This is a genomic window from Pseudomonas sp. MPFS (genome assembly GCF_022537035.1).
Classification (GTDB): domain Bacteria; phylum Pseudomonadota; class Gammaproteobacteria; order Pseudomonadales; family Pseudomonadaceae; genus Aquipseudomonas; species Aquipseudomonas sessilinigenes.
The window spans coordinates 1,308,921-1,333,595 of sequence record NZ_CP066123.1; the positions used below are offsets into that span (position 1 = coordinate 1,308,921).

Annotated in this window: 22 protein-coding genes; 11 read left to right on the forward strand and 11 right to left on the reverse strand. The window is 62.1% G+C overall.

The genetic code is table 11. The features are described from left to right. The first annotated feature begins 167 nt into the window (after positions 1 to 167). A complete protein-coding gene (locus I9018_RS05855) occupies positions 168 to 377 on the forward strand; it encodes a cold-shock protein (RefSeq protein ID WP_022642562.1) in 210 nt (69 codons plus the stop codon). Between the two features lie 94 nt (positions 378 to 471). Here the strand turns inward: I9018_RS05855 and I9018_RS05860 are convergent, their stop codons facing one another. From I9018_RS05860 to I9018_RS05875, 4 genes are all read right to left on the reverse strand, one after another. Further along, positions 472 to 849, reverse strand: coding sequence for a hypothetical protein (locus tag I9018_RS05860; RefSeq protein ID WP_241108956.1), 378 nt, complete (start codon positions 847 to 849; stop codon positions 472 to 474). An 85-nt stretch (positions 850 to 934) separates the two neighbouring features. Then, a complete protein-coding gene (locus tag I9018_RS05865) occupies positions 935 to 1,744 on the reverse strand; it encodes a putative RNA methyltransferase (RefSeq protein ID WP_068583788.1) in 810 nt (269 codons plus the stop codon). Next, a complete protein-coding gene (gene dapE, locus I9018_RS05870) occupies positions 1,744 to 2,895 on the reverse strand; it encodes a succinyl-diaminopimelate desuccinylase (RefSeq protein ID WP_068583793.1) in 1,152 nt (383 codons plus the stop codon). The genes I9018_RS05865 and dapE overlap by 1 nt, the downstream gene beginning before the upstream one ends. Before the next feature lie 195 nt (positions 2,896 to 3,090). Beyond that, positions 3,091 to 5,682: a glycosyltransferase gene (locus I9018_RS05875; protein ID WP_068583796.1), complete on the reverse strand. Its 2,592-nt coding sequence runs from the start codon at positions 5,680 to 5,682 to the stop codon at positions 3,091 to 3,093. A 213-nt stretch (positions 5,683 to 5,895) separates the two neighbouring features. On the opposite strand from I9018_RS05875, the gene tcdA reads away from it, so the two are divergent. Further along, a complete protein-coding gene (tcdA, locus tag I9018_RS05880) occupies positions 5,896 to 6,711 on the forward strand; it encodes a tRNA cyclic N6-threonylcarbamoyladenosine(37) synthase TcdA (RefSeq protein WP_083235899.1) in 816 nt (271 codons plus the stop codon). A 139-nt stretch (positions 6,712 to 6,850) separates the two neighbouring features. Here tcdA and I9018_RS05885 read toward each other — a convergent pair whose 3' ends face one another. From I9018_RS05885 to I9018_RS05900, 4 genes are all read right to left on the reverse strand, one after another. Beyond that, positions 6,851 to 7,258, reverse strand: coding sequence for a SufE family protein (locus I9018_RS05885; protein ID WP_241108957.1), 408 nt, complete (start codon positions 7,256 to 7,258; stop codon positions 6,851 to 6,853). Next, on the reverse strand, positions 7,255 to 8,460 hold the full coding sequence (locus tag I9018_RS05890; protein WP_241108958.1) for a cysteine desulfurase: 1,206 nt from the start codon (positions 8,458 to 8,460) through the stop codon (positions 7,255 to 7,257). Before I9018_RS05890 ends, I9018_RS05885 begins: the two co-directional genes overlap by 4 nt. An 81-nt stretch (positions 8,461 to 8,541) precedes the next feature. Further along, complete coding sequence (dapD, locus tag I9018_RS05895; protein WP_068583804.1) at positions 8,542 to 9,576, reverse strand: 2,3,4,5-tetrahydropyridine-2,6-dicarboxylate N-succinyltransferase; 1,035 nt, start codon at positions 9,574 to 9,576, stop codon at positions 8,542 to 8,544. Positions 9,577 to 9,609: 33 nt separating this feature from the next. Further along, on the reverse strand, positions 9,610 to 9,918 hold the full coding sequence (locus tag I9018_RS05900; RefSeq protein ID WP_241108959.1) for an arsenate reductase: 309 nt from the start codon (positions 9,916 to 9,918) through the stop codon (positions 9,610 to 9,612). Between the two features lie 288 nt (positions 9,919 to 10,206). Here I9018_RS05900 and I9018_RS05905 point away from each other — a divergent pair, with 288 nt between their 5' ends. Beyond that, on the forward strand, positions 10,207 to 11,853 hold the full coding sequence (locus I9018_RS05905) for a Na+/H+ antiporter (RefSeq protein ID WP_241108960.1): 1,647 nt from the start codon (positions 10,207 to 10,209) through the stop codon (positions 11,851 to 11,853). 124 nt (positions 11,854 to 11,977) lie between these two features. On the opposite strand, the gene dapC is transcribed toward I9018_RS05905, so the two are convergent. Genes dapC through map form a run of 3 tightly spaced genes read right to left on the reverse strand, consistent with a single transcriptional unit; the run spans position 11,978 to position 16,750 of the window. Continuing rightward, the gene (gene dapC, locus I9018_RS05910; protein WP_241108961.1) at positions 11,978 to 13,177 is read right to left on the reverse strand and encodes a succinyldiaminopimelate transaminase; all 1,200 of its coding nucleotides are present in this window, start codon (positions 13,175 to 13,177) and stop codon (positions 11,978 to 11,980) included. 39 nt (positions 13,178 to 13,216) lie between these two features. Next, positions 13,217 to 15,919 (reverse strand): [protein-PII] uridylyltransferase, encoded by a 2,703-nt coding sequence (locus I9018_RS05915; protein ID WP_068580427.1) that lies wholly within the window; start codon positions 15,917 to 15,919, stop codon positions 13,217 to 13,219. Positions 15,920 to 15,967: 48 nt separating this feature from the next. After that, the gene (map, locus tag I9018_RS05920) at positions 15,968 to 16,750 is read right to left on the reverse strand and encodes a type I methionyl aminopeptidase (protein ID WP_068580424.1); all 783 of its coding nucleotides are present in this window, start codon (positions 16,748 to 16,750) and stop codon (positions 15,968 to 15,970) included. Positions 16,751 to 17,155: 405 nt separating this feature from the next. Between map and rpsB the strand changes: the two genes are divergently transcribed. The 8 genes from rpsB (at position 17,156) to rseP (ending at position 24,634) form a co-directional block, all read left to right on the forward strand. After that, positions 17,156 to 17,893, forward strand: a complete 738-nt coding sequence (gene rpsB / locus I9018_RS05925; RefSeq protein WP_058434568.1) for a 30S ribosomal protein S2 — start codon at positions 17,156 to 17,158, stop codon at positions 17,891 to 17,893. 202 nt (positions 17,894 to 18,095) lie between these two features. Next, on the forward strand, positions 18,096 to 18,962 hold the full coding sequence (gene tsf, locus I9018_RS05930; RefSeq protein ID WP_022642576.1) for a translation elongation factor Ts: 867 nt from the start codon (positions 18,096 to 18,098) through the stop codon (positions 18,960 to 18,962). Between the two features lie 207 nt (positions 18,963 to 19,169). Then, positions 19,170 to 19,913 (forward strand): UMP kinase, encoded by a 744-nt coding sequence (gene pyrH, locus I9018_RS05935; RefSeq protein WP_007924076.1) that lies wholly within the window; start codon positions 19,170 to 19,172, stop codon positions 19,911 to 19,913. Next, positions 19,910 to 20,467, forward strand: coding sequence for a ribosome recycling factor (gene frr / locus I9018_RS05940; RefSeq protein ID WP_022642578.1), 558 nt, complete (start codon positions 19,910 to 19,912; stop codon positions 20,465 to 20,467). The genes pyrH and frr overlap by 4 nt, the downstream gene beginning before the upstream one ends. Positions 20,468 to 20,483: 16 nt before the next feature. After that, complete coding sequence (gene uppS, locus I9018_RS05945; protein ID WP_068580422.1) at positions 20,484 to 21,239, forward strand: polyprenyl diphosphate synthase; 756 nt, start codon at positions 20,484 to 20,486, stop codon at positions 21,237 to 21,239. After that, on the forward strand, positions 21,239 to 22,045 hold the full coding sequence (locus tag I9018_RS05950; protein ID WP_241108962.1) for a phosphatidate cytidylyltransferase: 807 nt from the start codon (positions 21,239 to 21,241) through the stop codon (positions 22,043 to 22,045). Before uppS ends, I9018_RS05950 begins: the two co-directional genes overlap by 1 nt. After that, a complete protein-coding gene (gene ispC, locus I9018_RS05955) occupies positions 22,042 to 23,232 on the forward strand; it encodes a 1-deoxy-D-xylulose-5-phosphate reductoisomerase (RefSeq protein ID WP_068580418.1) in 1,191 nt (396 codons plus the stop codon). The genes I9018_RS05950 and ispC overlap by 4 nt, the downstream gene beginning before the upstream one ends. A 49-nt stretch (positions 23,233 to 23,281) precedes the next feature. After that, positions 23,282 to 24,634, forward strand: coding sequence for a sigma E protease regulator RseP (gene rseP / locus I9018_RS05960; protein WP_241108963.1), 1,353 nt, complete (start codon positions 23,282 to 23,284; stop codon positions 24,632 to 24,634). Positions 24,635 to 24,675 lie beyond the last annotated feature (41 nt).

The following is a 24,675-nucleotide window of genomic DNA, read 5'->3' on the forward strand; positions in this document are numbered from 1 at the left end:
AACGCCGCTAAACAAGATTGAGTTGAGAGTTTTTGCGCCTGTCATATACTCGGCCAACTCTCCCGCGGTCTTGACGCTTGCACTCATAGAGAAGCACTCCAAGGGAAAGTTCTCCAGGTTTGGCGGCATAGCGCCAATTCAATAATAAAAAATTGAGGGATGGATTCATGACTACTCGTGAGACTGGCAGCGTGAAGTGGTTCAACGACGCCAAGGGCTACGGCTTTATCCAACGTGAAGGTGGCGCGGACGTGTTCGTCCACTACCGAGCGATTCGCGGTGAAGGCCACCGCTCGCTGACTGAAGGCCAGCAGGTGGAATACGCTGTGGTGGAAGGTCAGAAAGGTCTGCAAGCCGAAGACGTCGTCGGCCTGTAAGGGCTATGCCCTGTAGGCGCGAGGCGTGCTCGCGATAAACGCTATCGCGGGCAAGCCTCGCTCCTACCGAAATTGGAATCAGGCCTAAGCGCAATCAGGCGGTGCGCCAGGTAATCTCTTCCTCTCCATCGGCGCTGATGCGAATCCAGCGATCGGCGGACTCCTCACCTTCTTCCTCGACCCAACTGCCCGGTGCACAGCGCACTTCGACGTTGAGTGCGGCAAAGGCGGCGCGAGCGCAAGCGATGTCGTCATCCCAGGGCGTCTGGTCGCTTTCCAGGTACAGGCTGTTCCATTTGCCCACGGCCTTGGGCAACCACGTCACCGGAACCTCGCCAGCGGTGCATTTGTAGGTCTGGCCTTTCTGGACCCAGGCGCTGCAGGGGCCAAGCACGGCGCCGAGCCAGGCGGCGATGGCCTTGTAGTCGACGTCGGCGTCTTTCAGGTAAATCTCGATATCGGGCTGGCGCATGGATGTCCTCATTGCCGGTCTGAAAATCCATTCGCGGATTCATTCGACCCCGGGTCCACACCCGAGGCCTTGGGTTCAAATAGGGTTACTGCAACACGAAGTAATCGTAGCGCATCGATACGCTGACCTCGAAAGGCTGCGGTTGTTCGATCACCGCGGCCCGGCGTTCGGCACTGGCGCGCCAGCCATGGGGCGTCATCGCCAGCAGGTTGGCGCGATCTTCCGGCCGTTCCAGGCTTAGCTTGAACTCCAGGACCTCGCTATGGGCCAGGGCCATGCCCTGTGGCACCAGGGCCAGGTGCTTGTCGTCAGTGTATTCACGGACTTCGTCATACAGGCGTTCGCGCAGTTCCATCAGGTGGCCGCTGGTTGGCCCGACCTTCATCAGGCCGCCACCAGGGCTCAAGAGGCGCTTGGCTTCCTGCCAGTCCAGGGGACTGAAGACGCTGGCCAGGAACTGGCAGCTGGCGTCGGCCAGGGGGATGCGCGCCATGCTGGCGACCATCCACGTCAGTTGCGGCGCCCGGCGACAGGCGCGCTTGACCGCCTCCCGGGAGATATCCAGGGCGTAGCCATCGGCGTCGGGCAGGGCCTGGGCCAGCTGCGCGGTGTAGTAACCCTCGCCACAGCCGATGTCGACCCAGCGCTGTGGTGCCCGTTCGGCGGCCAGCTCGGCCAGGCGCGCGGCCACCGGGGCGTAGTGCCCGGCGTTGAGGAAGTCGCGGCGGGCCTCGACCATGGCCTGGTTGTCGCCCGGGTCGCGGCTGTTCTTGTGCTGCACCGGCAGCAGGTTCAGGTAGCCCTGGCGGGCACGGTCGAAGCGATGCCCGGCCGGGCACACCACGCCGTTATCCTGGGTGTTCAGCGGCGCGCTGCAAAGAGGACAGGCAAGCATCAGGCGAGCAACCGGACCAGGGTCTGGTAGTAGATCTCGGTCAGCACGTCGAGGTCGCTGGCCAGGATCCGCTCGTTGACCTGGTGAATGGTGGCGTTGACCGGCCCCAGCTCCACGACCTGGGTGCCCAGGGTGGCGATGAAGCGGCCGTCGGAGGTGCCGCCGCTGGTGGAGGCCTTGGTCTGGCGGCCGGTGACCTGCTTGATACTGGCCGATACCGCGTCCAGCAGGGCGCCTGGCTCGGTGAGGAACGGCAGGCCGGACAGCGCCCACTCCACATGCCAATCCAGCCCGTGCTTGTCGAGGATCGCCGCGACCCGCTGCTGCAGGCCTTCGACGGTGGACTCGGTGGAGAAGCGGAAGTTGAACAGGGCCACCAGTTCACCGGGGATCACGTTGGTAGCACCGGTGCCGGAGTTGAGGTTGGAGATCTGGAAGCTGGTGGGCGGGAAGAAGGCGTTACCGTCGTCCCAGTGCTCGGCCGCCAGTTCCGCCAGGGCCGCGGCGGCCAGGTGGATCGGGTTCTTGGCCAGGTGCGGATAGGCCACGTGGCCCTGGACCCCGCGGACCGTGAGCTTGGCGCCCAGGGAGCCGCGACGGCCGTTCTTGACCACATCGCCCACCAGGCTGGTGCTCGATGGCTCGCCGACGATGCACCAGTCCAGGCGCTCCTTGCGTGCCGCCAGGCGTTCGACCACGGCCTTGGTGCCATGGTGCGCCGGGCCTTCTTCATCGCTGGTGATCAGGAACGCCACCGAACCCTTGTGGTCCGGGTAATCGCCGACGAAGCGCTCGGCGGCCACCAGCATCGCCGCCAGGCTGCCTTTCATGTCCGCCGCGCCACGGCCGCAGAGCATGCCATGTTCGTCGATCAGGGCCTCGAACGGATCGTTCTGCCAGGCCTGGACCGGGCCGGTGGGCACCACGTCGGTATGGCCGGCGAAGCACAGCACCGGGCCCTCGTGCTTGCCATGGGTGGCCCAGAAGTTGTCCACGTCCTCGATGCGCATCGGTTCCAGCTGGAAACCGGCATCGCCCAGGCGCTGCATCATCAGTTTCTGGCAGTCGGCATCGACCGGGGTCACTGAAGGGCGACGGATCAGGTCACAGGCAAGTTGCAGGGTCGGCGAAAGCTCGGCATGGGCCGTCATGGGAAACTCCGGAGACGTTATAGGTAGGAGCGAGGCTGGCCCGCGATGGTCGCGAAGCGGTTTGCCCAAGGCGCCGCAAAGGTTTCATCGCGGGTCAGCCTGGCTCCTACTGTAATGGGGGCAAGGCGCGCAAAATGGCGGATATCTTAAAGCAAAACGGCGGCCTCAGGCCGCCGTTTAGTGCTTTGCGTCGATTCAGGCCGCAGGGGCCGGTTCAGGCTCCGGCGCCGGCTTGGGCAGCGACGACAGGAAGGCCATGACCAATGCCGCCACGTAGGGCAGCGACTGCACCAGGAGCATGGTCACCCAGAAACGCATGTCGTTGCTCGGCAGGCCCTGGACCAGGAAGATCCCCAACGCCGCGCCCCACAGCAGCAGCATGATGAACAGCTCTTCCCGAGCCTCGGAAATCGCCACCCAGAAACCATGGCTGTTGGCGTTCTTCGGCGTGCGGAAGAACGGGATGCTGCTGGTGAAGAAACCGTACAGCACCGCCTTGGCGATGGTATGGGACAGGGCCAGGCCGGCCAGGGCCGCGCAGAAGGCATCCTTGAGGTTCACGCCTACCGCACGGCGGTAGAGGAAGATGATCTTGCCGACCTTGAACACGAACAGCGCCAGGGGCGGGATGGCGAAGATCAGCAGCGGCGGGTCCACCTGCTTGGGCACGATGATCATCGCCGCCGACCACAACAGTGCGCCGATGGTGAAGAAGATGTTCATGCCATCGGCCACCCACGGCAGCCAGCCTGCCAGGAAGTGGTAGCGCTGGCCGCGGGTCAGTTCGGTGTCCTTGCCGCGCAGCAGGCTGGCGGTGTGGCGCTTGATGATCTGGATCGCGCCATAGGCCCAGCGGAAACGCTGCTTCTTGAAGTCGATGAAGGTGTCGGGCATCAGGCCCTTGCCGTAGCTTTCGTGGTGGTAGGCGGCCGACAGGCCCTTCTCGAACACCCGCAGGCCCAGCTCGGCGTCCTCGCAGATGCACCAGTCGGCCCAGCCCAGCTCTTCGAGCACCGAGCGCCGGGTCATGGTCATGGTGCCGTGCTGGATGATGGCGTCCCGGTCGTTGCGGGTAACCATGCCGATATGGAAGAAGCCCTTGTATTCGGCGTAGCAGAGCTTCTTGAAGGTGCTTTCGTTCTGGTCGCGGTAATCCTGGGGCGACTGCACGATGGCGATCTTCGGATCGGCGAAGTGCGGCACCATGTGCTTGAGCCAGTTGCGCTCCACGCAGTAGTCGGAGTCGATGACCGCGATCACCTCGGCATCCTTGGCGGTATGCGGGATCAGGTAGTTCAGCGCGCCACCCTTGAAACCGGCCAGGGGCGAGACATGGAAGAAGCGAAAGCGCGGGCCCAGGGTCTGGCAATAGGCCTGGACCGGTTCCCAGACGGCCGGGTCCTTGGTGTTGTTGTCGATGATCAGGACTTCGTAGTCCGGGTAATCGAGGTTGGCCAGGGCGTCCAGGGTCTGCTTCACCATCTCTGGTGGCTCGTTGTAGCAGGGCACGTGGATCGAGACTTTCGGCCGGTAGCCGGAATCGCCTTCCACCGGCAGGAACTCGCGCCGGCGCTTGCGCACCCACACGGCCTCGGCCAGTTCGTGAGCCTCGGTGAGCAGGACGATGAACACCCCAAGGGCGCCCAGGGCCAGGAGGAAGCCTACGGTCAGGCTGAACCAGGTGCTGTACTGCTGGCTGTAGTCATAGCCGATCCAGACCAGCACCGAACCGCAGAGGAAGGCGATGAAGGTCAGGAACGTCCGGCCACGCTGGCGCAGGGCCGAGCCGTCGATCAGCAGGATTGCCAGGGACAGCATCGCCAGGACCACCGAGCCGATGGCCAGTACCCGCCATTGCGGGATGGCAACGACCGGGCCTTCGAAGTTGAATTTCTGTTGGCGGGAGGCGTTGAACACGCCCCAGTAGGCGCCCACCGAACCTTCGTCGCTGGCCTTCCACGGTTGGTCGAAGGCTTCGATGACGAAGTAGTTGTAGCCCTGGCGGTTGAGCTGGTTGACCAGGGTCCGCAGGTAGATCGCCTGGTCCGCCGGGCTGGCGTCAGCCCCTCCACGCATCCGGCCGTTGCTCGGCCAGCCCACTTCGGACAGCAGCAGCGGTTTTTTCGGGAACATTTTCTTCAGGTCGCGAGCCCGGTCGAGCACGAACTGCTCGGCCTTGTTCACTGGAATGAACTCCCAGTAAGGCAGGATGTGCGCGGCGATCAGGTCGACGTGCTGGGCCAGTTCCGGATGCTCTTCCCAGACGTGCCACTGCTCGGAGGTGGTGACGGGCACCTTCACCGCGGCGCGGACCCGGTCCAGGACCACGGACAGTTGGTCGGCGGTGATTTCCTTGCGGAAGATCGCCTCGTTACCCACCACCACCCGCACGACACTGCGCGAGGTATTGGCCAGCTCGATGGCACGCATGATCTCGCGTTCGTTGCGCTCCAGGTCCGGGCTGATCCAGATCCCCAGGGTTACCCGCAAACCGAACTCTTCCGCCAGCCGGGGAATGTCCTCCAGGCTGCCGTCCACCGAGTAGGTACGAATGTTGTCGGTCAGTTTGCTCATGATCTCCAGGTCGCGACGCATTTCATCGTCGGACGGGTACTGGTCCTTTTGTGGGAACTGACCCAGCTGGAAGGGCGAGTAGGAGAAACCGGAGATCTGTTCCGGCCAGTCGGGGGCCGAGACTGGGCGGTTGATCAACGCCCAGAAACCAGTGAACAGCGCGGCGATGGCCAGCACTATCACCAGGTTGAGTCCAAATTTACGCGATGACATAGCTATTTCGGGTTCCAAGAAGTGTGGAACGAGGGAAGGGGCGGCAGGCGCCAAAACGGCGCGCATCCTACACTGGCCCTCAACTGAGCGTACAGCGCACAGGGGACAGCGAGACCTTGGGCACCGTAATTGGGTTTAAGTTCTTTACTTGTAGCTTGCGACTTAAAACTTGTCGCGGCGAAGCCCTATAATGCGCGCCGGTTTTTTTGGGTGATGGTCATGAGTACAGAAGATCCACGGTTTGCTGGTGTCGCTCGTTTGTATGGCATCGAGGGCCTGGAGCGGCTGCGGGCGGCCCATGTGGCGATCGTTGGTGTCGGCGGCGTCGGTTCCTGGGCGGCGGAAGCCATTGCCCGTTGCGGGGTAGGGGAAATCTCGTTATTCGACCTCGACGATGTCTGCGTCAGTAACAGCAACCGCCAACTGCATGCCCTGGACAGCACCGTGGGCCGGCCCAAGGTCGAGGTCATGGCCGAGCGCCTGCGAGGCATCAATCCGGATTGCACGGTGCATGCGGTTTCGGATTTCGTCACCCGTGACACCATGGCCGAGTACATCACCCCAGATATCGATTGCGTGATCGACTGCATCGACAGCGTGAACGCCAAGGCGGCGCTGATCGCCTGGTGCAAGCGGCGCAAGATCCAGATCATCACCACGGGTGGGGCCGGCGGGCAGATCGACCCGACCCTGATCCAGGTCTGCGACCTGAACCGCACTTTCAACGATCCACTGGCCTCCAAGGTGCGCTCTACCTTGCGGCGCGATTATGGTTTTTCGCGAACCGTGACCCGGCACTACAGCGTGCCTTGCGTATTTTCCACTGAGCAACTGCGCTATCCCAAGCCGGACGGCAGCATCTGCCTGCAGAAGAGCTTCGTCGGGGATGGGGTCAAGCTCGATTGTGCCGGTGGTTTTGGTGCGGTGATGATGGTGACCGCAACGTTCGGCATGGTCGCGGCGACCAAGGCGGTGGACAAGCTGGTAGCGGGCGTGCGCCGTCCGTCCGAGCGCAACAAGGCGGTGTAGCCTTGCGGCCATAGGCATTCACGGACTGGCCCGTGTAGCCGCTGCCGCAGGCTGTGTACGGGCGCGCAGCGGCCGCTGGGTCTTGAATCCGCTGAAGGTCCTTCGGGCCTTGTCGCAGCCTCGCGGGCTCGGCGGTGAGTTACACGCTGGCCAGTTCGCCCATCCGTTGCAACACGGCATTCAGGCCGTTGGCGCGCGATGGCGAGAGCTGGCGCGACAGCCCCAGCTGGTTGAACCAGTCCGCCAGGTCCACCTCGCGCAGCTCTTGCGCCGACAAACCGTTGACCCGCGCCAGCAACAGCGCCACCAGGCCACGGATCAGCCGGGCATCGGTGGCCGCGGCGAACTGCCAGCGGCCTTGATCCAGGGTCGCCACCAGCCAGACCTGGCTTTCACAACCGTGCACCCGATTGGCTTCGACCTTGGCGTTGTCGTCCAGGGCCGGCAGGCGTTCGCCCCATTGCATCAACAGGCGCGCCCGCTGTTCCCAGCCCGCGGCTTCCTGGAAGACCCGCAGCGCCGTGCTGGCCTCTTCCGGCAGGCTCATCGCAGTAGCTCCAGGGCCTGGTCCAGGGCTTCGAAGAAGCGCTCCAGGTCCTCTGAGTCGTTGTACAGCGCCAGGGACACGCGGATCGCTCCATGCAAGCCAAGGCTCTTGAGCAAGGGCATGGCGCAGTGATGGCCGGCCCGCACGGCGATACCCTGCTCGGTCAGCAGGTGTGCCAGGTCGGCGCTGTGCACGCCGTCGACCACGAAGCTGATCAGCGCCAGCTGCGGCGTGCCCAGCAGCCGGATGCCGTTGCGCGCCTGCAGCCCGTGCAGCAGGTAGGCATGCAACTTCGCCTCATGTTCGGCCACGGCTTGCTGGTCCAGGCCGCCGAGGTAGTCGAGGGTGGCGCCGAGGCCAATGACCCCGGCGATCGCTGGGGTTCCAGCCTCGAAGCCCAGGGGCGCCGGGCGGAACCTGGCGTGCTGGTAGTCGGCGTCCTGGACCATCTCGCCACCGAACTGCCAATGGCGCAGGCCCTTGAGCGCCGAATGACGACCGAAGAGCACGCCGACGCCTTCCGGGCCGTACAGCTTGTGGCTGGAGAACACATAGAAGTCGCAACCCATGGCCTGCACATCGTGCCGGCCATGGACCACGCCCTGGGCGCCATCGACCACGGTCAGCGCACCCTGGGCCCTGGCCATGGCCAGCAGCGGGGTCAAGGGTTGCCAGGCTCCCAGTACGTTGGACAGCTGGCTGACCGCCAGCAATCGGGTACTCGGGCCGATCAGGCGGCTCGCGGCGTCGATATCCACCAGGCCATCGGCGTCCAGAGGCAGGATCACCAGGGTCAGCCCGCGGCGTTGGGCCAGTTGCTGCCAGGGCAGCAGGTTGGCGTGGTGTTCCAGGGCGCTGACGACGATCTCATCGCCAGCCTCGAATTGATGCTCCAGGCCATAGGCCAAGAGGTTCAGCGCGGAAGTCGCGCCGTGGGTGAAGACCACCTGCCCGCTGTCACCGACATTCAGCCATTGCCCAACCTTGCTGCGGCTGTCTTCGAAGGCCTGGGTGGCATGGGCGCCGGGCAGGTGCTGGGCACGATGCACGTTGGCCGCGCCATTGGCGTAGTAGTGCGCCAGGGCGTCCAGCAGGGCCTGGGGCTTCTGAGTGGTGGCGGCGTTGTCCAGGTAGGTCTGGTCCTGGCGTTGCAGGGCGGCGATGGCCGGGAAATCGGCGCGCCAGGGGGAGGGTAAAAGCATGATGGCGAAACTCGTTCGAACAGGCCGGGCGCTGATGATAAGCGCCCGGCGGGTTCCGGTGGAACCGAGTGCTGGGCTCGCTTAGTTGTGAGCGTGCAGCGCTTCGTTCAGCTCGATGGCCGACTTGTGGGTCTTGCACTCCACCGCGCCGGTTTCCGAGTTGCGACGGAACAGCAGGTCAGGCTGGCCGGCCAGTTCCCGGGCCTTGAGGACCTTGACCAGCTGGTTGTTCTCGTCCAGCAGCGCCACCTTGGTCCCGGCGGTCACGTACAGGCCCGATTCCACGGTGTTGCGATCGCCCAGCGGGATGCCGATGCCGGCGTTGGCGCCGATCAGGCAGCCTTCGCCGACCTTGATCACGATGTTGCCGCCACCCGACAGGGTGCCCATGGTGGAGCAGCCGCCGCCCAGGTCCGAACCCTTGCCGACGAACACGCCAGCCGATACGCGGCCTTCGATCATGCCCGGGCCTTCGGTGCCAGCGTTGAAGTTGACGAAGCCTTCGTGCATCACGGTGGTGCCTTCGCCGATGTAGGCGCCCAGGCGGATCCGTGCGCTGTCAGCGATACGCACGCCGCTTGGCACGACGTAGTCGGTCATTTTCGGGAACTTGTCCACCGAGAACACTTCCAGCAGTTCGCCGCGCAGGCGTGCTTCGAGTTGGCGCTCGGCCAGTTCGGCCAGATCGATGGCGCCCTGGCTGGTCCAGGCGACGTTCGGCAGCAGCGGGAACACGCCGGCCAGGCTCAGGCCATGGGGCTTGACCAGGCGATGGGACAGCAGGTGCAGCTTGAGGTAGGCCTCGGGGGTGCTGGTCAGCTGGGCGTCTTCGGCCAGCAGGGTGGCGACCAGGGGCTTGTGGCTTTCGGCCAGGCGAGTCAGCAGGGCGGCCTGGGCGGCGTCGATACCCTTGAGGGCGTCGGCCATCTGCGCGGCCTGGGTGGTGCTGAAGGTGATGGCCTGGTTGCCTTCGCTGTAGCCGAGGATCGGCGCTACGGCGGCGACGATTTCAGCGGCTGGCTTGAGCAGCGGTGCTGCGTAAAACACTTCCAGCCAAGCGCCTTGGCGGTTCTGGGTGCCGACACCAAATGCCAGGCTGAACAGGGTAGTGGACATGCAGTTACCTCTTGCGAAATTGATTGAGCAGGCTTACTTGAGCGCCGCTGCGTAAAGGTCTGGCTTGAAGCCAATCAGGGTTCTGTTTCCGAGGTCGAGCACCGGACGCTTGATCATCGACGGTTGCGCGAGCATCAGTTCGACGGCCTTGGCCTGGTCGAGGTCGGCCTTGCTGGCGTCATCGAGCTTGCGAAAGGTAGTACCCGCGCGGTTCAGCACCACTTCCCAGCCGTGCTCGGCGCACCACTGGTTCAGGTGCTCGCGATCGATGCCGGAGGTCTTGTAGTCGTGGAAGTCATAGCTGACAGCGTGTTCATCGAGCCAGGTGCGCGCCTTCTTCATGGTGTCGCAGGCCTTGATGCCGAAAAGGTGCAACGTTTTGCTTGAAGCGGTCAAGGAATTGCCCCCTCTGGAGTGCTGGTAATCAAAGGTCCGGGATTATGCCACGACGGCGGCGCTTAGGCGTCGGCGGCGGCGGGGCTTTGTCGCATTGTGTTGCGCGGACCTGGGCGTTGCGACTTTCGTGCAGCGGTGTGAGTGCAGCTTAAGGGGCTAATATGGCACTTCTGCGGCGAATTGTTGCCGCGTTTGTGTGTCTGTTCTGAACGTCCGAACCAGGAACCCCGCTTTATGCAAACCGCCTATACCGTCCTCATCATGCTGATGCTGGTGAGCCTCTCGCGTCTTGTCGGGCGGGTGATTCCACTGCCACTGCCCCTGGTGCAGATCAGTGCCGGGGCCCTGCTGGCCTGGCCGACCCTGGGCCTGCACGTGGCCCTGGACCCGGAGCTGTTCTTGTTCCTGTTCTTGCCGCCGCTGCTGTTTTCCGATGGCTGGCGCATGCCCAAGCGCGAGTTCTGGCGCTTGCGTGGCCCGATCCTGACCCTGGCCGTGGGGCTGGTGTTGTTTACCGTGGTCGGTGCCGGTTATTTCATCCACTGGCTGCTGCCGACCATCCCCTTGCCGGTGGCCTTCGCCCTGGCGGCGGTGTTGTCGCCTACCGACGCCGTGGCGGTCTCGGCGATTTCCCAGAATCGCCTGCCGACGCCGTTGATGCACATGCTCCAGGGCGAGGCGTTGATGAATGACGCCTCGGGCCTGGTGACCTTCAAGTTCGCCCTGGTGGCGGCGGTCACCGGGGTATTTTCCCTGGCCAATGCCAGCCTGACTTTCGTCCTGGTGGCGGTGGGTGGCCTGGCAGTGGGCGTGGCTCTGAGCTGGCTGGTGGGACGCCTGCGGGCCTGGATGATCGCCCGTGGCTGGGACGATCCGGCAACTCACGTGGTGTTCATGTTGCTGCTGCCGTTCGCCGCCTATGTGCTGGCCGAGCGCCTGGGGGCCTCGGGCATCCTTTCGGCGGTGGCGGCGGGGATGATGCAGAGCTGGCTCGACCTGCTGCCGCGCCAGACCAGCACCCGCCTGCTCAATCGCAGTGTCTGGTCGTTGCTGGAGTTCGCTTTCAACGGCCTGATCTTCCTGCTGCTGGGCCTGCAACTGCCGGACATCATCAAGGCGGTGGTCAGCCACGAGACTTCACTCTGGCCGACCCTGGCCTATCGCTGCCTGGATGTGGTGGCAATCTTCCTGGTGTTGCTGGTGCTGCGTTTCATCTGGGTGCAGAGCATCTGGCGCCTGTCGGGCCTGCTGCGGCGCTGGCGCGGCAAGGGCGAGCTGACCCTGGTGCCCACCGCGCGCTCCTGCTGGCTGCTGACCGTGGGCGGGGTGCGCGGGGCGGTGACGCTGGCCGGCGTGATGTCGGTGCCTCTATTTTTGGGCGCGGGTGAAGCCTTTCCCGAACGTGACCTGCTGATCTTCATTGCCGCCGGGGTGATCCTGCTGTCCCTGGTAGCGGCCTGCATCGCCTTGCCGCTGTTGCTGCGTGGCATCGTCAAGAGCCTTGACGACAAGCGTCGGGGTGAAGTGCGCGATGCCTGGCGCAAGACTGCCGAGGCGGCGATCCATGCGCTCGAAGCCGAGGAGGTCGCCGAGTCCGGCGAGGCTCCGGATGCCGCCCAGGCCGCCCTGAGCAGCGAGCTCAAGGGCCGGTTGATGGCCGAGTATCGGCACCAGCTGGAGGTCTACAACGATTCTGCCGAGGCCCAGGCCCTGGCCCAGCAGATGGACTTGCTGGAGCGGCGCCTGCGGCTCAAGGCCCTGCGGGCGCAACGGCTGGAGCTGTATCGCCTGAGCCGCCAGCATCAGATCGGCGACGATGTGCTGCGTGAAGTGCTGGCGGAACTGGATTTGAGCGAGGCGAACCTGGGGCAGGTTAAGTGACGCTAATAATGTAGGAGCGAGCGGGCGGCGATCCGACTGGCCCGCGATACAGACGGCGCAATGCACCTGATGCACCGCGTTATCGTTCATCGCGAGCAAACTTCGCTCCTACAGGTTCGTGATATTACTTGCGGCGCTGGACGAAATCGCGAATCCGCTCGGCGGCCTCGACGCATTCGGCCAGTGGTGCCACCAGGGCCATGCGCACGCGGCCGGCGCCGGGGTTGGTGCCGTCCACATCGCGGGAAAGATAGGAGCCCGGGACCACGGTCACGTGTTCCTGTTCGAACAGGTCGCGGCAGAACGCTGCGTCATCACCGGCCACGTTCGGCCACAGGTAGAAGCTGCCGTCCGGGCGCTGCACGTCCATCACTGGTGTAAGGATTGCCAATACCGCATCGAATTTCTCGCGGTACAGCGCACGGTTGGCCCGCACGTGGACTTCGTCGTTCCAGGCGGCGACGCTGGCCAGTTGGGTCTGCACCGGCATGGCGCAGCCGTGGTAGGTGCGGTACAGCAAGAAGCCCTTGAGGATCTCGGCATCGCCGGCGACGAAGCCCGAGCGCAGGCCTGGCAGGTTGGAGCGCTTGGACAGGCTGTGGAACACCACGCAGCGCTTGAAGTCCTTGCGGCCCAGCTCGGCGCAGGCGCTGAGCAGGCCGGGCGGCGGCGATTGCTCGTCGAAATACAGTTCGCTATAGCATTCGTCGGCGGCGATCACAAAGTCATGCTCATCGGCCAGGGCGATCAGCTTCTTCAAGGTCGCCAGCGGAATCAACGCGCCGGTGGGGTTGCCCGGCGAGCACAGAAACAGGATCTGGCAGCGTTGCCAGATCTCGGCCGGTACCGCGTCGAAGTCCGGGTTGAAGCCGTTCTCGTCCAGGCAGGGCAGGTAGTGCGGCTTGGCTCCGGCCAGGAAGGCTGCGCCCTCGTAGATCTGGTAGAACGGGTTGGGGCTGACCACCAGGGCGTCCTCGCCACGGTTGACCACGGTCTGGGTGAAGGCGAAGAGCGCCTCGCGGGTACCGTTCACCGGCAGCACGTTACGCGCCGGGTCGATCCAGCCCTCCGGTACGCCGAAGCGCCGCTCGCACCAGGCGCCGATGGCTTCGCGCAGGGCGGGGATGCCCAGGGTGGTGGGGTACACCGCCATCTGGTCGAGGTTGTTGGCCAGGGCCTCGGCGACGAAGCTCGGCGAACGGTGCTTGGGTTCACCAATGGATAGGGCGATGGGCCGCTTGCCAGGGTTGGGAGTGACGCCGCCGAGCAAGGCGCGGAGCTTTTCGAACGGATAAGGTTGCAACTGGTTCAGAGCGTTGTTCATCGATGCGGGGTCTCAATCAAAGCGTCGGTTCATGACCTGTCAGATGCTCAGGCGGGTCATTTCGATAGTCGGTTCATGGCTGACGCTCAACTGGCTGACGATCGCATCCTGCAGGCGACTGCACAGCTGGGGGTCGGAAAGGGGCTGGTTGTGCGCGTCGGTAATGAAGAACACGTCTTCCACGCGCTCGCCCAGGGTGGCGATCTTGGCGTTTTGCAACGACAGGTCGAATTCCAGGAAGATCTTGCCAATGCGCGCCAGCAGGCCTGGGCGATCGGGAGCGCTGAGCTCGAGCACCGTCACCGGACGCTGGGCGTCGTTGTGGATGGTCACCTCGGGAGCAAAGGCGAAGTGCTTGAGTTGGCGCGGCACCCGGCGCTTGATGATGGTCGGGTAGTCGTCGGGGTTGCGCAGGGCATCGGTCAGGCCCTTGCGGATCTGCTCGACCCGCTCTGGGTTATTGCCGATGGATTCGCCGTCGTTGTCCAGGACGATATAGGTGTCGAGGGTGAACTGGCTGCTGGAGGTGATGATCCGGGCGTCATGGATGTTCAGGTTGAGCTGGTCCATGGCGGCCACGGTCACCGCGAAGAAGTCGTGCTGGTCGGGCGCGTAGATGAAGATCTGGGTACCGCCTTCGAACTCGCGTTGGGTGATTTCCTTGATCAGCACCAGCGGGCCGCCGTCGGCCGGTTGCTGGAGGATGGCGTCACTGTGCCAGGCGACGTCGCCGGCGGTATGGCGCAGGAAATAGTCGTCCCCCAGTTGCGACCAGAGTTGTTCCACTTCGTCCGGGTCGGTGCCATTGCGTACCAGGATGTCCAGGGCTGCGCTCTGGGTCTGGCGGATCTGCTCCTCGCGATCCACCGGGTTTTCCAGGCCGCGACGCAGGGCGCGCTTGGTCTCGGTGTAGAGCTGGCGCAGCAGACTGGCGCGCCAGGAGTTCCACAGGGTCGGGTTGGTGGCGTAGATGTCGGCCACGGTCATGACGTAGAGGTAGTCCAGGCGAGTCTGGTCCACCACGATCTGGGCAAAGTCGTGGATCACCTGCGGATCGGACAGGTCCTTGCGCTGGGCCGTGGTGGACATCACCAGGTGGTTCTGTACCAGCCACACGATCAGCCGGGTGTCCCACAGTGGCAGTTGGTGGCGGATGCAGAAGGCCTCGGCATCCACGGCACCGATTTCCGAGTGATCGCCGTGACGGCCCTTGCCGATGTCGTGATAGAGGCCAGCCAGGTAGATCAGCTCCGGCTTGGGCAGCTTGCCCATGAGCTTGCTGGCCAGCGGGAATTTCTCGGAAATGGGCGTGTACTGCAGCTTGCGCAGGTGCTTGATCAGGTTCAGCGTGTGGGCGTCCACGGTATAGATGTGGAACAGGTCGTGTTGCATCTGCCCGACGATGAAGCCGAACTCGGGCAGGTAGCGTCCGAGAATGCCGTAGCGGTTCATCCGGCGCAGGTTGCGATGGATGCCGATCTCGCATTTGAACAGTTCGATGAACAAGCTGGTGTTGCGGATATCGTGGCGGAAGTCGTCATCGATCAGGTGCCGGTGCTCACGTAGCAGGCGGATGGTGTCGGCGCGCACACCCTTGATTTCCGGGTGCTGGGCCATCAGCACGAAGATCTCCAGCATGGCGAACGGCGTGCGCTTGAACACGTTGTCGTTGATCGCCTCGATATAGCCATCGTGCAGTTGGAAGCGCGCGTTGATCGGTTGTACTGGCGCGGCATCCTCCGGGGCGAGGATCACTTCTTCGAAGTGCTGGATGATCAGGTCGCTCAGTTGGGCGATGCTCATCACCACGCGGTAGTACTGTTGCATGAAGCTTTCGATGCTCTGCTTCGCGTCATCGCCTTCGAACCCCAGCAGGGAGGCGATAGAGCGCTGGTGATCGAGCAGCAGGCGGTCCTCGGCGCGTCCGGCGAGCATGTGCAGGGCGTAGCGTACGCGCCACAGGAATTCCTGGGAGGCGGCCAGCAGCGCATTCTCGTTTTCCAGCAGGAATCCTTCTCCCGCCAGGGCTCGCAGGTTCAGGGTGCCGTACTGGCGCCTGGCGACCCAGAGAATGGTCTGGATATCGCGCAGGCCGCCGGGCGAGCCCTTGACGTTGGGTTCCAGGTTGTATTCGGTGTCGTTGTACTTGTGGTGGCGAGCCTTCTGTTCCGCGCGCTTGGCGAGGAAGAAATCCTTGCTTGGCCACATGTGTTCGGTGCTGGTGACGTCCAGCATGCGTTGGCGCAGGCGCTCGGGGCCGGCGATGGTGCGGCTTTCCATCAGGTTGGTGATGACCGTCAGGTCCGAGCGGGCCTGTTCGGCGCACTCGTCCACCGAACGCACGCTTTGCCCGACTTCCAGGCCAATGTCCCAGAGCAGGGTGAGGAAGCGTTCGATGGAGTCGCGAAAGATTTCATGATCGGCCTGGTCCAGGAGGATCAGCAGGTCGATGTCCGAATAGGGGTGCAGCTCGCCGCGACCGTAGCCTCCGACAGCCACCAGGGCAATGTCGGCCTCTTCGCTCCATTTGAACTGATCCCAGGCCTTTTGCAGGATGTTGTCGATGAACCAGGCGCGATCTTCGATGAGTCGGCGGATTTCCCGACCGCTGCGAAAGCGGTTGTCGAGCACTTCCCGTGCCTGGCGGATGGCTTTCTTGAAGGCCGCGATGGGACTGGCCTTCAGGGCCAGTTCCGCCTGGAACTGGCCGCGGTCGAAGAGTTCGGGATCCACCTGCGGCATCGATTGGCTTTCCTTTCTATCTATAAGGTCGGGACGCGGCCTGTTGGGTCAGGCGGACACTCGGGCAATGGTGTCGTCGCTGCGCAAGGTAAAGATCTCGTAGCCGGTCTCGGTCACCAGCAGCGTGTGTTCCCACTGCGCCGACAGCTTGCGGTCCTTGGTGATGGCGGTCCAGCCGTCGCCCAGGACCTTGGTGTCGGCCTTGCCCTGGTTGATCATGGGTTCGATGGTGAAGGTCATGCCAGCCTTGAGTTCCATGCCGGTGCCCGCGCGACCGTAGTGCAGGATCTGTGGTTCTTCGTGGAATACCTTGCCGATGCCGTGGCCGCAGAATTCGCGAACTACGGAGAAGCCGTTCTTTTCCGCGTGCTTCTGGATCACTTCGCCGATATCGCCCAGGCGGCAGCCCGGCTTGACCAGCTCGATGGCCTTGTACATGCATTCCTGGGTGATCTGCGACAGGCGTTCGGCCCAGACGGGTACGGTGCCGACGTGGAACATACGGCTGGTGTCACCGTGGTAGCCATCCTTGATGACGGTGACATCGATGTTCAGGGTGTCACCGTCCTTCAGCGGCTTCTCGTTGGGAATACCGTGGCACACCACGTGGTTGATCGAGGTGCAGATGGACTTCGGGAAGCCCTTGTAGTTCAGGGGGGCCGGGATCGCACCCTGCACGTTGACGATGTAGTCGTGGCAGATACGGTCCAGTTCTTCGGTGGTGACGCCGGGTTTGACATGCTCGGCAATCATTTCCAGCACTTCGGCGGCCAGTTTGCCGGCGACACGCATTTTAGCGATGTCCTCGGGAGTTTTGAGGGTGACGGTCATACAGGCTCTCTTGACGCTCAGGGCGCGGTAAACACGGAATGGCTAGAAAACTCGCCTGCCCAAGGCTCGGCCCGAGACTGGACAGCGAGGTTTCAGAAGCCGCAAAGATGAGATTCTAACAGAGGCACGGCCTAAATCTGAGGTTCTGCCGGCGCTTGCTTCTATACAGTGTTGCATTTGAGGCGAACCCAATGGCCGTGCAAAAGAACAGGCTGATCGGTGGGTGTGAATCCGGGTTCCGTTTTCGCCCTTGCTGTGGTATAAAATGCGCCGCTTTCCGGGGATGACCTCGAAAAGCACAAACCCACACACGTGTCGACACGATGACCTGGGTGCCCTCAGCCTAAGCTGTTGGTTGGTCATTGGGATACGTGGAGGCCTAACCCGACTTATTAAGGAACTATCATGTCCCAAGTCAACATGCGCGATATGCTGAAGGCCGGTGTGCACTTCGGTCACCAAACCCGTTACTGGAATCCGAAAATGGGCAAGTATATTTTCGGCGCGCGTAACAAGATTCACATCATCAACCTGGAAAAAACCCTGCCAATGTTCAACGAGGCTCTGACCTTCGTAGAGCGTCTGGCCCAGGGCAAGAACAAGATTCTGTTCGTCGGCACCAAGCGTTCCGCTGGCAAGATCGTTGCTGAAGAAGCAGCACGTTGCGGTTCGCCGTACGTCGATCACCGCTGGTTGGGCGGCATGCTGACCAACTACAAGACCATCCGTGCCTCGATCAAGCGTCTGCGTGACCTCGAAGTCCAGGCTGAAGACGGTACTTTCGCCAAGCTGACCAAGAAAGAGGCGCTGATGCGCTCTCGCGATCTGGAAAAGCTGGATCGTTCCCTGGGTGGTATCAAGGACATGGGCGGTCTGCCTGACGCGCTGTTCGTAATCGACGTTGATCACGAGCGCATCGCGATCACCGAAGCCAACAAGCTGGGTATCCCGGTCATCGGCGTTGTCGATACCAACAGCAGCCCAGAAGGCGTTGACTACATCATCCCAGGTAACGATGACGCCATTCGCGCCATCCAGCTGTACATGGGTTCGATGGCTGATGCCGTGATCCGTGGTCGCAACAACGTTGCTGGCGGCACCGAAGTGTTCGAAGAAGCTGCAGCACCGGCGGCTGAAGCCTGAGTAACTGACGCTTAGCGTTTACTCAGTACGCAAAAAGGGGGCTTGGCCCCCTTTTTGCCAACTCGAAAATCATTTCGTCGTAGCGTCCCGACAGTTTCTGTAATGCGCGGCTGCTATGAAGTGATTCGGGGTAGTGCCCAAGAATTGAGCGCCCGTTCGATCGGGTGGAATGGTTGAAAACCTATCCAAGAGGATTTTGAAAATGGCAGAGATTACTGCAGCGCTGGTTAAAGAACTGCGCGAGCGTACCGGCGAAGGCATGATGGACTGCAAGAAAGCCTTGACCAAGGCTGGCGGCGACATCGAGAAAGCCATTGATGACATGCGTGCTTCCGGCGCGATCAAGGCTGCCAAGAAAGCAGGCAACGTTGCTGCTGAAGGCGCTATCGCCATCAAGGACGACGGTAAAGCCGCCGTTCTGCTGGAAGTTAACTCGCAGACCGACTTCCTGGCTCTGCAGGATGACTTCAAGGCATTCGTCGCTGCCAGCGTTGAAAAAGCCTTCGCTGACAAGCTGACCGATGCAGCTCCGCTGATCGAAGCTCAAGAAGCTGATCGCCTGATCCTGGTTGGCAAGACTGGCGAAAACGTCAACATCCGTCGTCTGGCTCGCGTTGAAGGTGACGTGGTCGGTACTTACCTGCACGGTAACAAGATCGGTGTTGCGGTTGTCCTGAAAGGCGGTTCCGTAGAACTGGCCAAAGACATCGCCATGCACGTAGCTGCCAGCAACCCTGAGTTCCTGCTGCCATCGCAAGTTTCCGCCGAAGCCATCGAGCGCGAAAAAGGCGTCTTCCTGCAGCTGAACGAAGACAAGATGAAAGGCAAGCCAGCCGACATCGTTGAAAAAATGATCGCTGGTCGTATCAGCAAGTTCCTGGCCGAGGCCAGCCTGGTTGAGCAAGCTTTCGTCAAGGATCCAGAAGTCACCGTTGGTGCTCTGGCCAAGAAAGGCGGCGCTGAAATCGTTTCCTTCACTCGCTTCGCCGTAGGCGAAGGCATCGAGAAGAAAGAAGACAACTTCGCCGAAGAAGTTGCTGCACAACTGGCTGCTGCCAAGCAACAGTAAGACGGTTTTACAACTGTCGCCCGAAAGAGGCTGCCCGCTCACGCGCGCAGCCTCTTTTCAAATGGGCGGGGCAATTTAGTTTCCCGCTCCCGGAACCGGCCCGCAAAGTCGTGTTCTGATGGCGCTGTGACAGCGTCAAGCTAGAGTGAAAGCTGACTGAAAACAGTCCGCAAAGAATTTTTAAATACGCCGCAGGAGAGATTCGCAATGGCTCAGCAGGGCAGTGGTTATCAAGCTCGCTATAAACGCATTCTACTCAAGCTTAGCGGCGAGGCCCTGATGGGCTCGGAAGAGTTCGGGATCGACCCCAAGGTGCTGGATCGCATGGCGTTGGAGGTCGGTCAATTGGTCGGCATCGGCGTCCAGGTCGGCCTGGTGATTGGTGGTGGCAACCTGTTCCGTGGTGCCGCCTTGAGTGCTGCCGGTATGGATCGGGTCACTGGTGATCATATGGGAATGCTGGCCACCGTGATGAACGGCCTGGCCATGCGCGATGCGCTGGAACGTGCGAATATCTCGGCCATCGTGATGTCGGCTATTTCCATGGTTGGCGTGACCGATCACTATGACCGTCGCAAGGCGATGCGCCACCTGAACTCCAAAGAAGTGGTAATTTTCGCGGCTGGTACTGGTAACCCGTTCTTTACCACCGACTCTGCAGCCTGCCTGCGGGCCATTGAGATCGACGCCGATGTCGTGCTCAAAGCCACCAAGGTCGATGGTGTTTACACCGCAGATCCGTTCAAAGACCCGCATGCCGAGAAGTTCGATCATCTGACTTACGATGAAGTGCTGGATCGCAAGCTGGGCGTGATGGACCTGACGGCTATCTGCCTGTGCCGCGACCACAAGATGCCATTGCGCGTATTTAACATGAACAAGCCCGGCGCCCTGCTGAACATCGTGCATGGTGGCGCTGAAGGAACCCTGATCGAGGAAGGCGAACAATGATCAACGAAATCAAGAAAGACGCTCAGGAGCGCATGAAGAAGTCCTTGGAGTCCCTGGCCCATGCATTTGGCCAGATCCGTACTGGCAAGGCGCATCCAAGCATCCTGGGCAGCGTGATGGTGCCTTACTATGGTGCCGACACTCCGTTGAGCGGCGTCGCCAACGTTACTGTAAAAGATTCCCAGACCCTGCAGGTCGTGCCATTCGAGCGCAACATGCTGGGAGCGATCGACAAGGCCATTGGCAGTGCCGGCCTGAACCTCAACCCGACCAACCTGGGTGAGCTGCTGCTGATCAAGATGGCGCCGCTGACCGAGGAGACCCGCAAGGGCTTCACCAAGCAGGCGCGTGCCGCCGCTGAGGATGCTCGGGTTGCAGTGCGCAACATTCGCCGCGATGCCCTGGGCGAGCTGAAGAAACTGTCCAAGGACAAGGCTATCAGTGAGGACGAGGAGCGCCGCGCAGGTGCCGAAATCGACAAGCTGATCAAGGAGTTCGAGGGCCAGATCGCCAAGGCGACCGAGGAAAAAGAAAAAGACCTGATGGCCGTATAAGGATCAGGACGTTTTCATGGAAAAGACCAAACAGCCTGTGCCGTCTTCGGTGCCGCGCCACGTCGCGATCATCATGGACGGAAACAACCGCTGGGCAAAAAAACGCTTCATGCCGGGCGTTGCCGGGCACAAGGCGGGTGTTGACGCGGTACGTGCAGTCATCGAAGTGTGTGCCGAGGCCAAGGTCGAGGTTCTGACCCTGTTTGCCTTTTCCAGTGAAAACTGGCAGCGCCCAGCTGATGAAGTCAGCGCCTTGATGGACCTGTTCTTCAAGGCGTTGCGTCGTGAGGCCAAGCGCCTCAACGACAACAACATCAGCCTGCGGATCATTGGCGACCGTTCGCGCTTTCACCCTGAATTGCAGGCTGCGATGCGTGAAGCTGAAGCCATTACGGCTGGCAGTGATCGTTTTATCCTGCAGATCGCTGCCAATTACGGTGGGCAGTGGGATATCGCCCAGGCTGCCCAGCGCCTGGCGCGTGAGGTCCAGGCCGGTCATTTGCGCCCGGAAGACATTACCCCGGGACTGCTGCAGACCTGTCTGGCCACTGGCGACCTGCCGCTGCCGGACTTGTGTATCCGTACCGGCGGCGAGCGCCGCATCAGCAACTTCCTGTTGTGGCAGCTGGCTTATGCCGAGTTGTACTTCTCCGACCTGTTCTGGCCGGACTTCAAACACGATGCCATGCGCGATGCGCTGGCCGATTACGCATCTCGCCAGCGGCGCTTCGGTAAGACGAGCGAGCAGGTCGAGGCTGGAGCCCGGAGTTAATGCTTAAACAACGAATCATTACTGCGCTGGTTTTGCTGCCAATCGCCTTGTGCGGTTTTTTCCTGCTCGAAGGGTCCAGCTTTGCCTTGTTCATTGGCTTGGTCGTGGCTCTGGGGGGCTGGGAATGGGCGCGCCTGGCAGGTTTTGACGCGCAGCCGGCTCGAGTGCTCTATGCGCTGGTGGTGGCGGCCTTGCTGTTCCTGATGCACCTGGTTCCGGGCGTTGCGCCTTGGGTTTTGGGAGCGGCGGTGCTGTGGTGGGCAGTGGCGACGTTCCTGGTGCTGACCTATCCGCGCACTCGCGAGCAGTGGTCTGGCGCAGCCCCCAAGCTGCTGATCGGTCTGTTGATCCTGTTGCCGGCCTGGCAGGGGTTGGTCTTCATCAAGCAGCTTCCTATGGGTAACGGGTTGATCATGGCGGTCATGGTACTGGTCTGGGGGGCGGATATCGGTGCCTATTTTTCGGGCAAGGCCTTTGGCAGGCGCAAGCTGGCCCCGCAAGTCAGCCCAGGCAAAAGCTGGGAAGGTGTGTATGGCGGCCTGGCCTTGTGCCTGGTGATCACCGCAGTGGTCGGCTTGGTGCGTGGTTGGAGTTTTGCGCAGCTCTTCATGGGGTTGCTGGGGGCGGCTGTGGTGGTCTTCATCTCGGTGGTCGGCGACCTGACCGAGAGCATGTTCAAGCGCCAGGCTGGTATCAAGGACAGCAGCAACCTGCTGCCGGGTCATGGCGGTGTCCTGGATCGTATTGACAGCCTGACGGCAGCTATCCCGGTATTTGCCGTGCTGCTGTGGATGGCTGCGCCGTGAATGCCGTGCAACAGATTACCGTGCTGGGGGCCACCGGCTCCATTGGCCTGAGTACGCTGGATGTCATCGCTCGTCATCCTGACCGTTATCGGGTGTTCGCTCTAACAGGTTTCAGCCGTCTGGCCGAGTTGTTGGCGCTATGTGTACGTCATGAACCTCGTTACGCGGTGGTGCCTGATGCGGCGGCAGCCAGGCTCCTGGAGGAGGGGTTGCGGGCGGCCGGTTTGCCAACGGGTGTGTTGGTAGGCGAGCAGGGGCTTTGTGATGTCGCAGCTGCCCCCGAAGTCGATGCCGTGATGGCTGCGATTGTCGGTGCTGCAGGCTTGCGCCCGACTCTGGCAGCCGTGCACGCGGGCAAGAAGATCCTTCTGGCCAATAAAGAAGCGCTGGTGATGTCTGGCGCGTTGTTCATGCAGGCGGTAAAGCGCAGCGGTTCGGTGCTGCTGCCGATCGACAGTGAACACAACGCGATCTTTCAATGCATGCCAGCAGACTTTTCCCGTGGTTTGAGTCAGGTTGGCGTGCGGCGGATTCTCCTGACCGCGTCGGGTGGCCCATTTCGCCAGACTCCACTGGCCGAGCTTGAGCACGTTTCGCCGGAGCAGGCTTGTGCCCATCCGAACTGGTCCATGGGGCGCAAGATCTCGGTGGATTCGGCAAGCATGATGAACAAGGGCCTGGAGCTGATCGAGGCTTGCTGGCTGTTCGATGCTCGTCCTGCACAGGTCGAAGTGGTCGTGCACCCGCAAAGTGTAATCCACTCGCTGGTGGATTATGTCGATGGGTCGGTGCTGGCGCAGTTGGGGAATCCTGATATGCGCACCCCGATCGCCAATGCCCTGGCCTGGCCGGAACGTATTGACTCCGGGGTGGCACCGTTGGATCTGTTCGCCATTGCGCGCCTGGATTTCCAAGTGCCTGACGAGCAGCGCTTCCCTTGTCTGCGCCTGGCGCGCCAGGCGGCCGAGGCCGGGGGCAGTGCGCCGGCAATGTTGAATGCCGCCAACGAGGTGGCTGTCTCGGCGTTTCTCGATCAGCGTATTCGTTATCTGGAAATCGCGAGTATCATCGACGAGGTTTTGAGCCGCGAGGCTGCGGTCGCAGTCAATGAGCTGGACGCAGTATTCGCGGCGGACGCCAAGGCTCGGGTCCTGGCTGAACAATGGCTGCAACGTAACGGGCGATAGGGTTCGCGACCCGCGCGAGTGACGGCCAATAGGATTGCGGAGAAAGTAGATGAGCGCTCTCTATATGATTATCGGCACCCTGGTAGCCCTGGGCGTGCTGGTCACCTTCCATGAATTCGGTCACTTCTGGGTCGCCCGGCGTTGTGGCGTCAAGGTGCTGCGTTTCTCCGTGGGCTTCGGCATGCCTCTGGTTCGCTGGAGCGATCGTCAGGGTACCGAGTTCGTCATCGCCGCCATCCCCCTGGGTGGCTACGTGAAGATGCTGGACGAACGTGAGGGTGAAGTGCCCGTCGGTGAGCTCGACCAGGCCTTCAATCGCAAGTCCGTTCGTCAGCGTATCGCTATCGTCGCTGCCGGCCCCATTGCCAACTTCCTCCTGGCGCTGGTTTTCTTCTGGGCCCTGGCGATGCTGGGCAGTCAGCAGGTCAAGCCGGTCATTGGCGAGGTCGAGGTCGGTAGTCTCGCCGATCAGGCTGGTTTGAGCTCAGGTCAGGAAATCGTCTCCATCGACGGTGAGCCGACTTCCGGTTGGGCGGCGGTGAACCTGCAGCTGGTACGGCGTCTTGGCGAGAGTGGAACCTTGCAGTTGGTGGTCCGGGAGCAAGGGGCTACCGCGGATTCGCCGCGCCAACTGGTTCTGGACAAATGGCTCAAGGGAGCCGATGAGCCGGATCCGATTCGTTCCCTGGGGATTCGTCCTTGGCGTCCTGCCTTGCCGCCGGTCCTGGCGGAGCTGGACCCGAAAGGGCCGGCCCAGGCCGCTGGTCTGAAAACAGGCGATCGCCTGCTGGCGCTTGATGGCAAGCCCCTGGATGACTGGCAGCAGGTCGTCGATTGGGTGCGGGTGCGCCCGGATGCCAAAGTCGTGCTGCATGTCGAGCGCGATGGCGCTCAACTCGACATCCCTGTAACCCTGTCCAGTCGCGGCGAAAGCAAGGCGCCAAATGGATACTTGGGCGCTGGTGTGAAGGCCGTGGATTGGCCGCCACAGATGCTTCGCGAGGTCAGCTATGGGCCGATCGAGGCGATCGGCGAAGGTGCCCGGCGTACTTGGACCATGAGTGTCCTGACCCTCGAATCTCTGAAGAAAATGTTGTTCGGCGAGCTCTCGGTAAAAAACTTGAGTGGACCGATAACCATTGCTAAAGTGGCGGGCGCTTCTGCCCAGTCGGGCATTGCTGATTTCTTGAATTTCCTTGCTTATCTGAGTATTAGCCTGGGCGTTCTGAATTTGTTGCCCATCCCGGTGTTGGATGGGGGGCATTTGCTGTTTTATCTGATCGAGTGGGCGCGTGGTCGTCCCTTGTCGGATCGGGTGCAAGGTTGGGGGGTACAGATCGGTATCAGCTTGGTGGTCGGAGTCATGCTGCTTGCTCTGGTCAACGATCTGGGTCGTCTGTAATGCTTCGCTGAATTGCGAATCTGCCGCATTTTGCGGCAGTT

What these genes read in the sequence shown, in the direction of transcription:
- I9018_RS05865 (WP_068583788.1), bottom strand. Translation starts at nt 1,744, where the DNA reads ATGCTTGCCTGTCCTCTTTGCAGCGCGCCGCTGAACACCCAGGATAAC.
- rseP (WP_241108963.1), top strand. Translation starts at nt 23,282, where the DNA reads ATGAGCGCTCTCTATATGATTATCGGCACCCTGGTAGCCCTGGGCGTG.
- rpsB (WP_058434568.1), top strand. Translation starts at nt 17,156, where the DNA reads ATGTCCCAAGTCAACATGCGCGATATGCTGAAGGCCGGTGTGCACTTC.
- I9018_RS05875 (WP_068583796.1), bottom strand. Translation starts at nt 5,682, where the DNA reads ATGTCATCGCGTAAATTTGGACTCAACCTGGTGATAGTGCTGGCCATC.
- I9018_RS05855 (WP_022642562.1), top strand. Translation starts at nt 168, where the DNA reads ATGACTACTCGTGAGACTGGCAGCGTGAAGTGGTTCAACGACGCCAAG.
- tcdA (WP_083235899.1), top strand. Translation starts at nt 5,896, where the DNA reads ATGGTCATGAGTACAGAAGATCCACGGTTTGCTGGTGTCGCTCGTTTG.
- uppS (WP_068580422.1), top strand. Translation starts at nt 20,484, where the DNA reads ATGGAAAAGACCAAACAGCCTGTGCCGTCTTCGGTGCCGCGCCACGTC.
- I9018_RS05905 (WP_241108960.1), top strand. Translation starts at nt 10,207, where the DNA reads ATGCAAACCGCCTATACCGTCCTCATCATGCTGATGCTGGTGAGCCTC.
- I9018_RS05890 (WP_241108958.1), bottom strand. Translation starts at nt 8,460, where the DNA reads ATGCTTTTACCCTCCCCCTGGCGCGCCGATTTCCCGGCCATCGCCGCC.
- I9018_RS05915 (WP_068580427.1), bottom strand. Translation starts at nt 15,919, where the DNA reads ATGCCGCAGGTGGATCCCGAACTCTTCGACCGCGGCCAGTTCCAGGCG.
- frr (WP_022642578.1), top strand. Translation starts at nt 19,910, where the DNA reads ATGATCAACGAAATCAAGAAAGACGCTCAGGAGCGCATGAAGAAGTCC.
- I9018_RS05900 (WP_241108959.1), bottom strand. Translation starts at nt 9,918, where the DNA reads ATGAAGAAGGCGCGCACCTGGCTCGATGAACACGCTGTCAGCTATGAC.
- pyrH (WP_007924076.1), top strand. Translation starts at nt 19,170, where the DNA reads ATGGCTCAGCAGGGCAGTGGTTATCAAGCTCGCTATAAACGCATTCTA.
- I9018_RS05950 (WP_241108962.1), top strand. Translation starts at nt 21,239, where the DNA reads ATGCTTAAACAACGAATCATTACTGCGCTGGTTTTGCTGCCAATCGCC.
- tsf (WP_022642576.1), top strand. Translation starts at nt 18,096, where the DNA reads ATGGCAGAGATTACTGCAGCGCTGGTTAAAGAACTGCGCGAGCGTACC.
- dapD (WP_068583804.1), bottom strand. Translation starts at nt 9,576, where the DNA reads ATGTCCACTACCCTGTTCAGCCTGGCATTTGGTGTCGGCACCCAGAAC.
- I9018_RS05885 (WP_241108957.1), bottom strand. Translation starts at nt 7,258, where the DNA reads ATGAGCCTGCCGGAAGAGGCCAGCACGGCGCTGCGGGTCTTCCAGGAA.
- dapC (WP_241108961.1), bottom strand. Translation starts at nt 13,177, where the DNA reads ATGAACAACGCTCTGAACCAGTTGCAACCTTATCCGTTCGAAAAGCTC.
- I9018_RS05860 (WP_241108956.1), bottom strand. Translation starts at nt 849, where the DNA reads ATGCGCCAGCCCGATATCGAGATTTACCTGAAAGACGCCGACGTCGAC.
- map (WP_068580424.1), bottom strand. Translation starts at nt 16,750, where the DNA reads ATGACCGTCACCCTCAAAACTCCCGAGGACATCGCTAAAATGCGTGTC.
- dapE (WP_068583793.1), bottom strand. Translation starts at nt 2,895, where the DNA reads ATGACGGCCCATGCCGAGCTTTCGCCGACCCTGCAACTTGCCTGTGAC.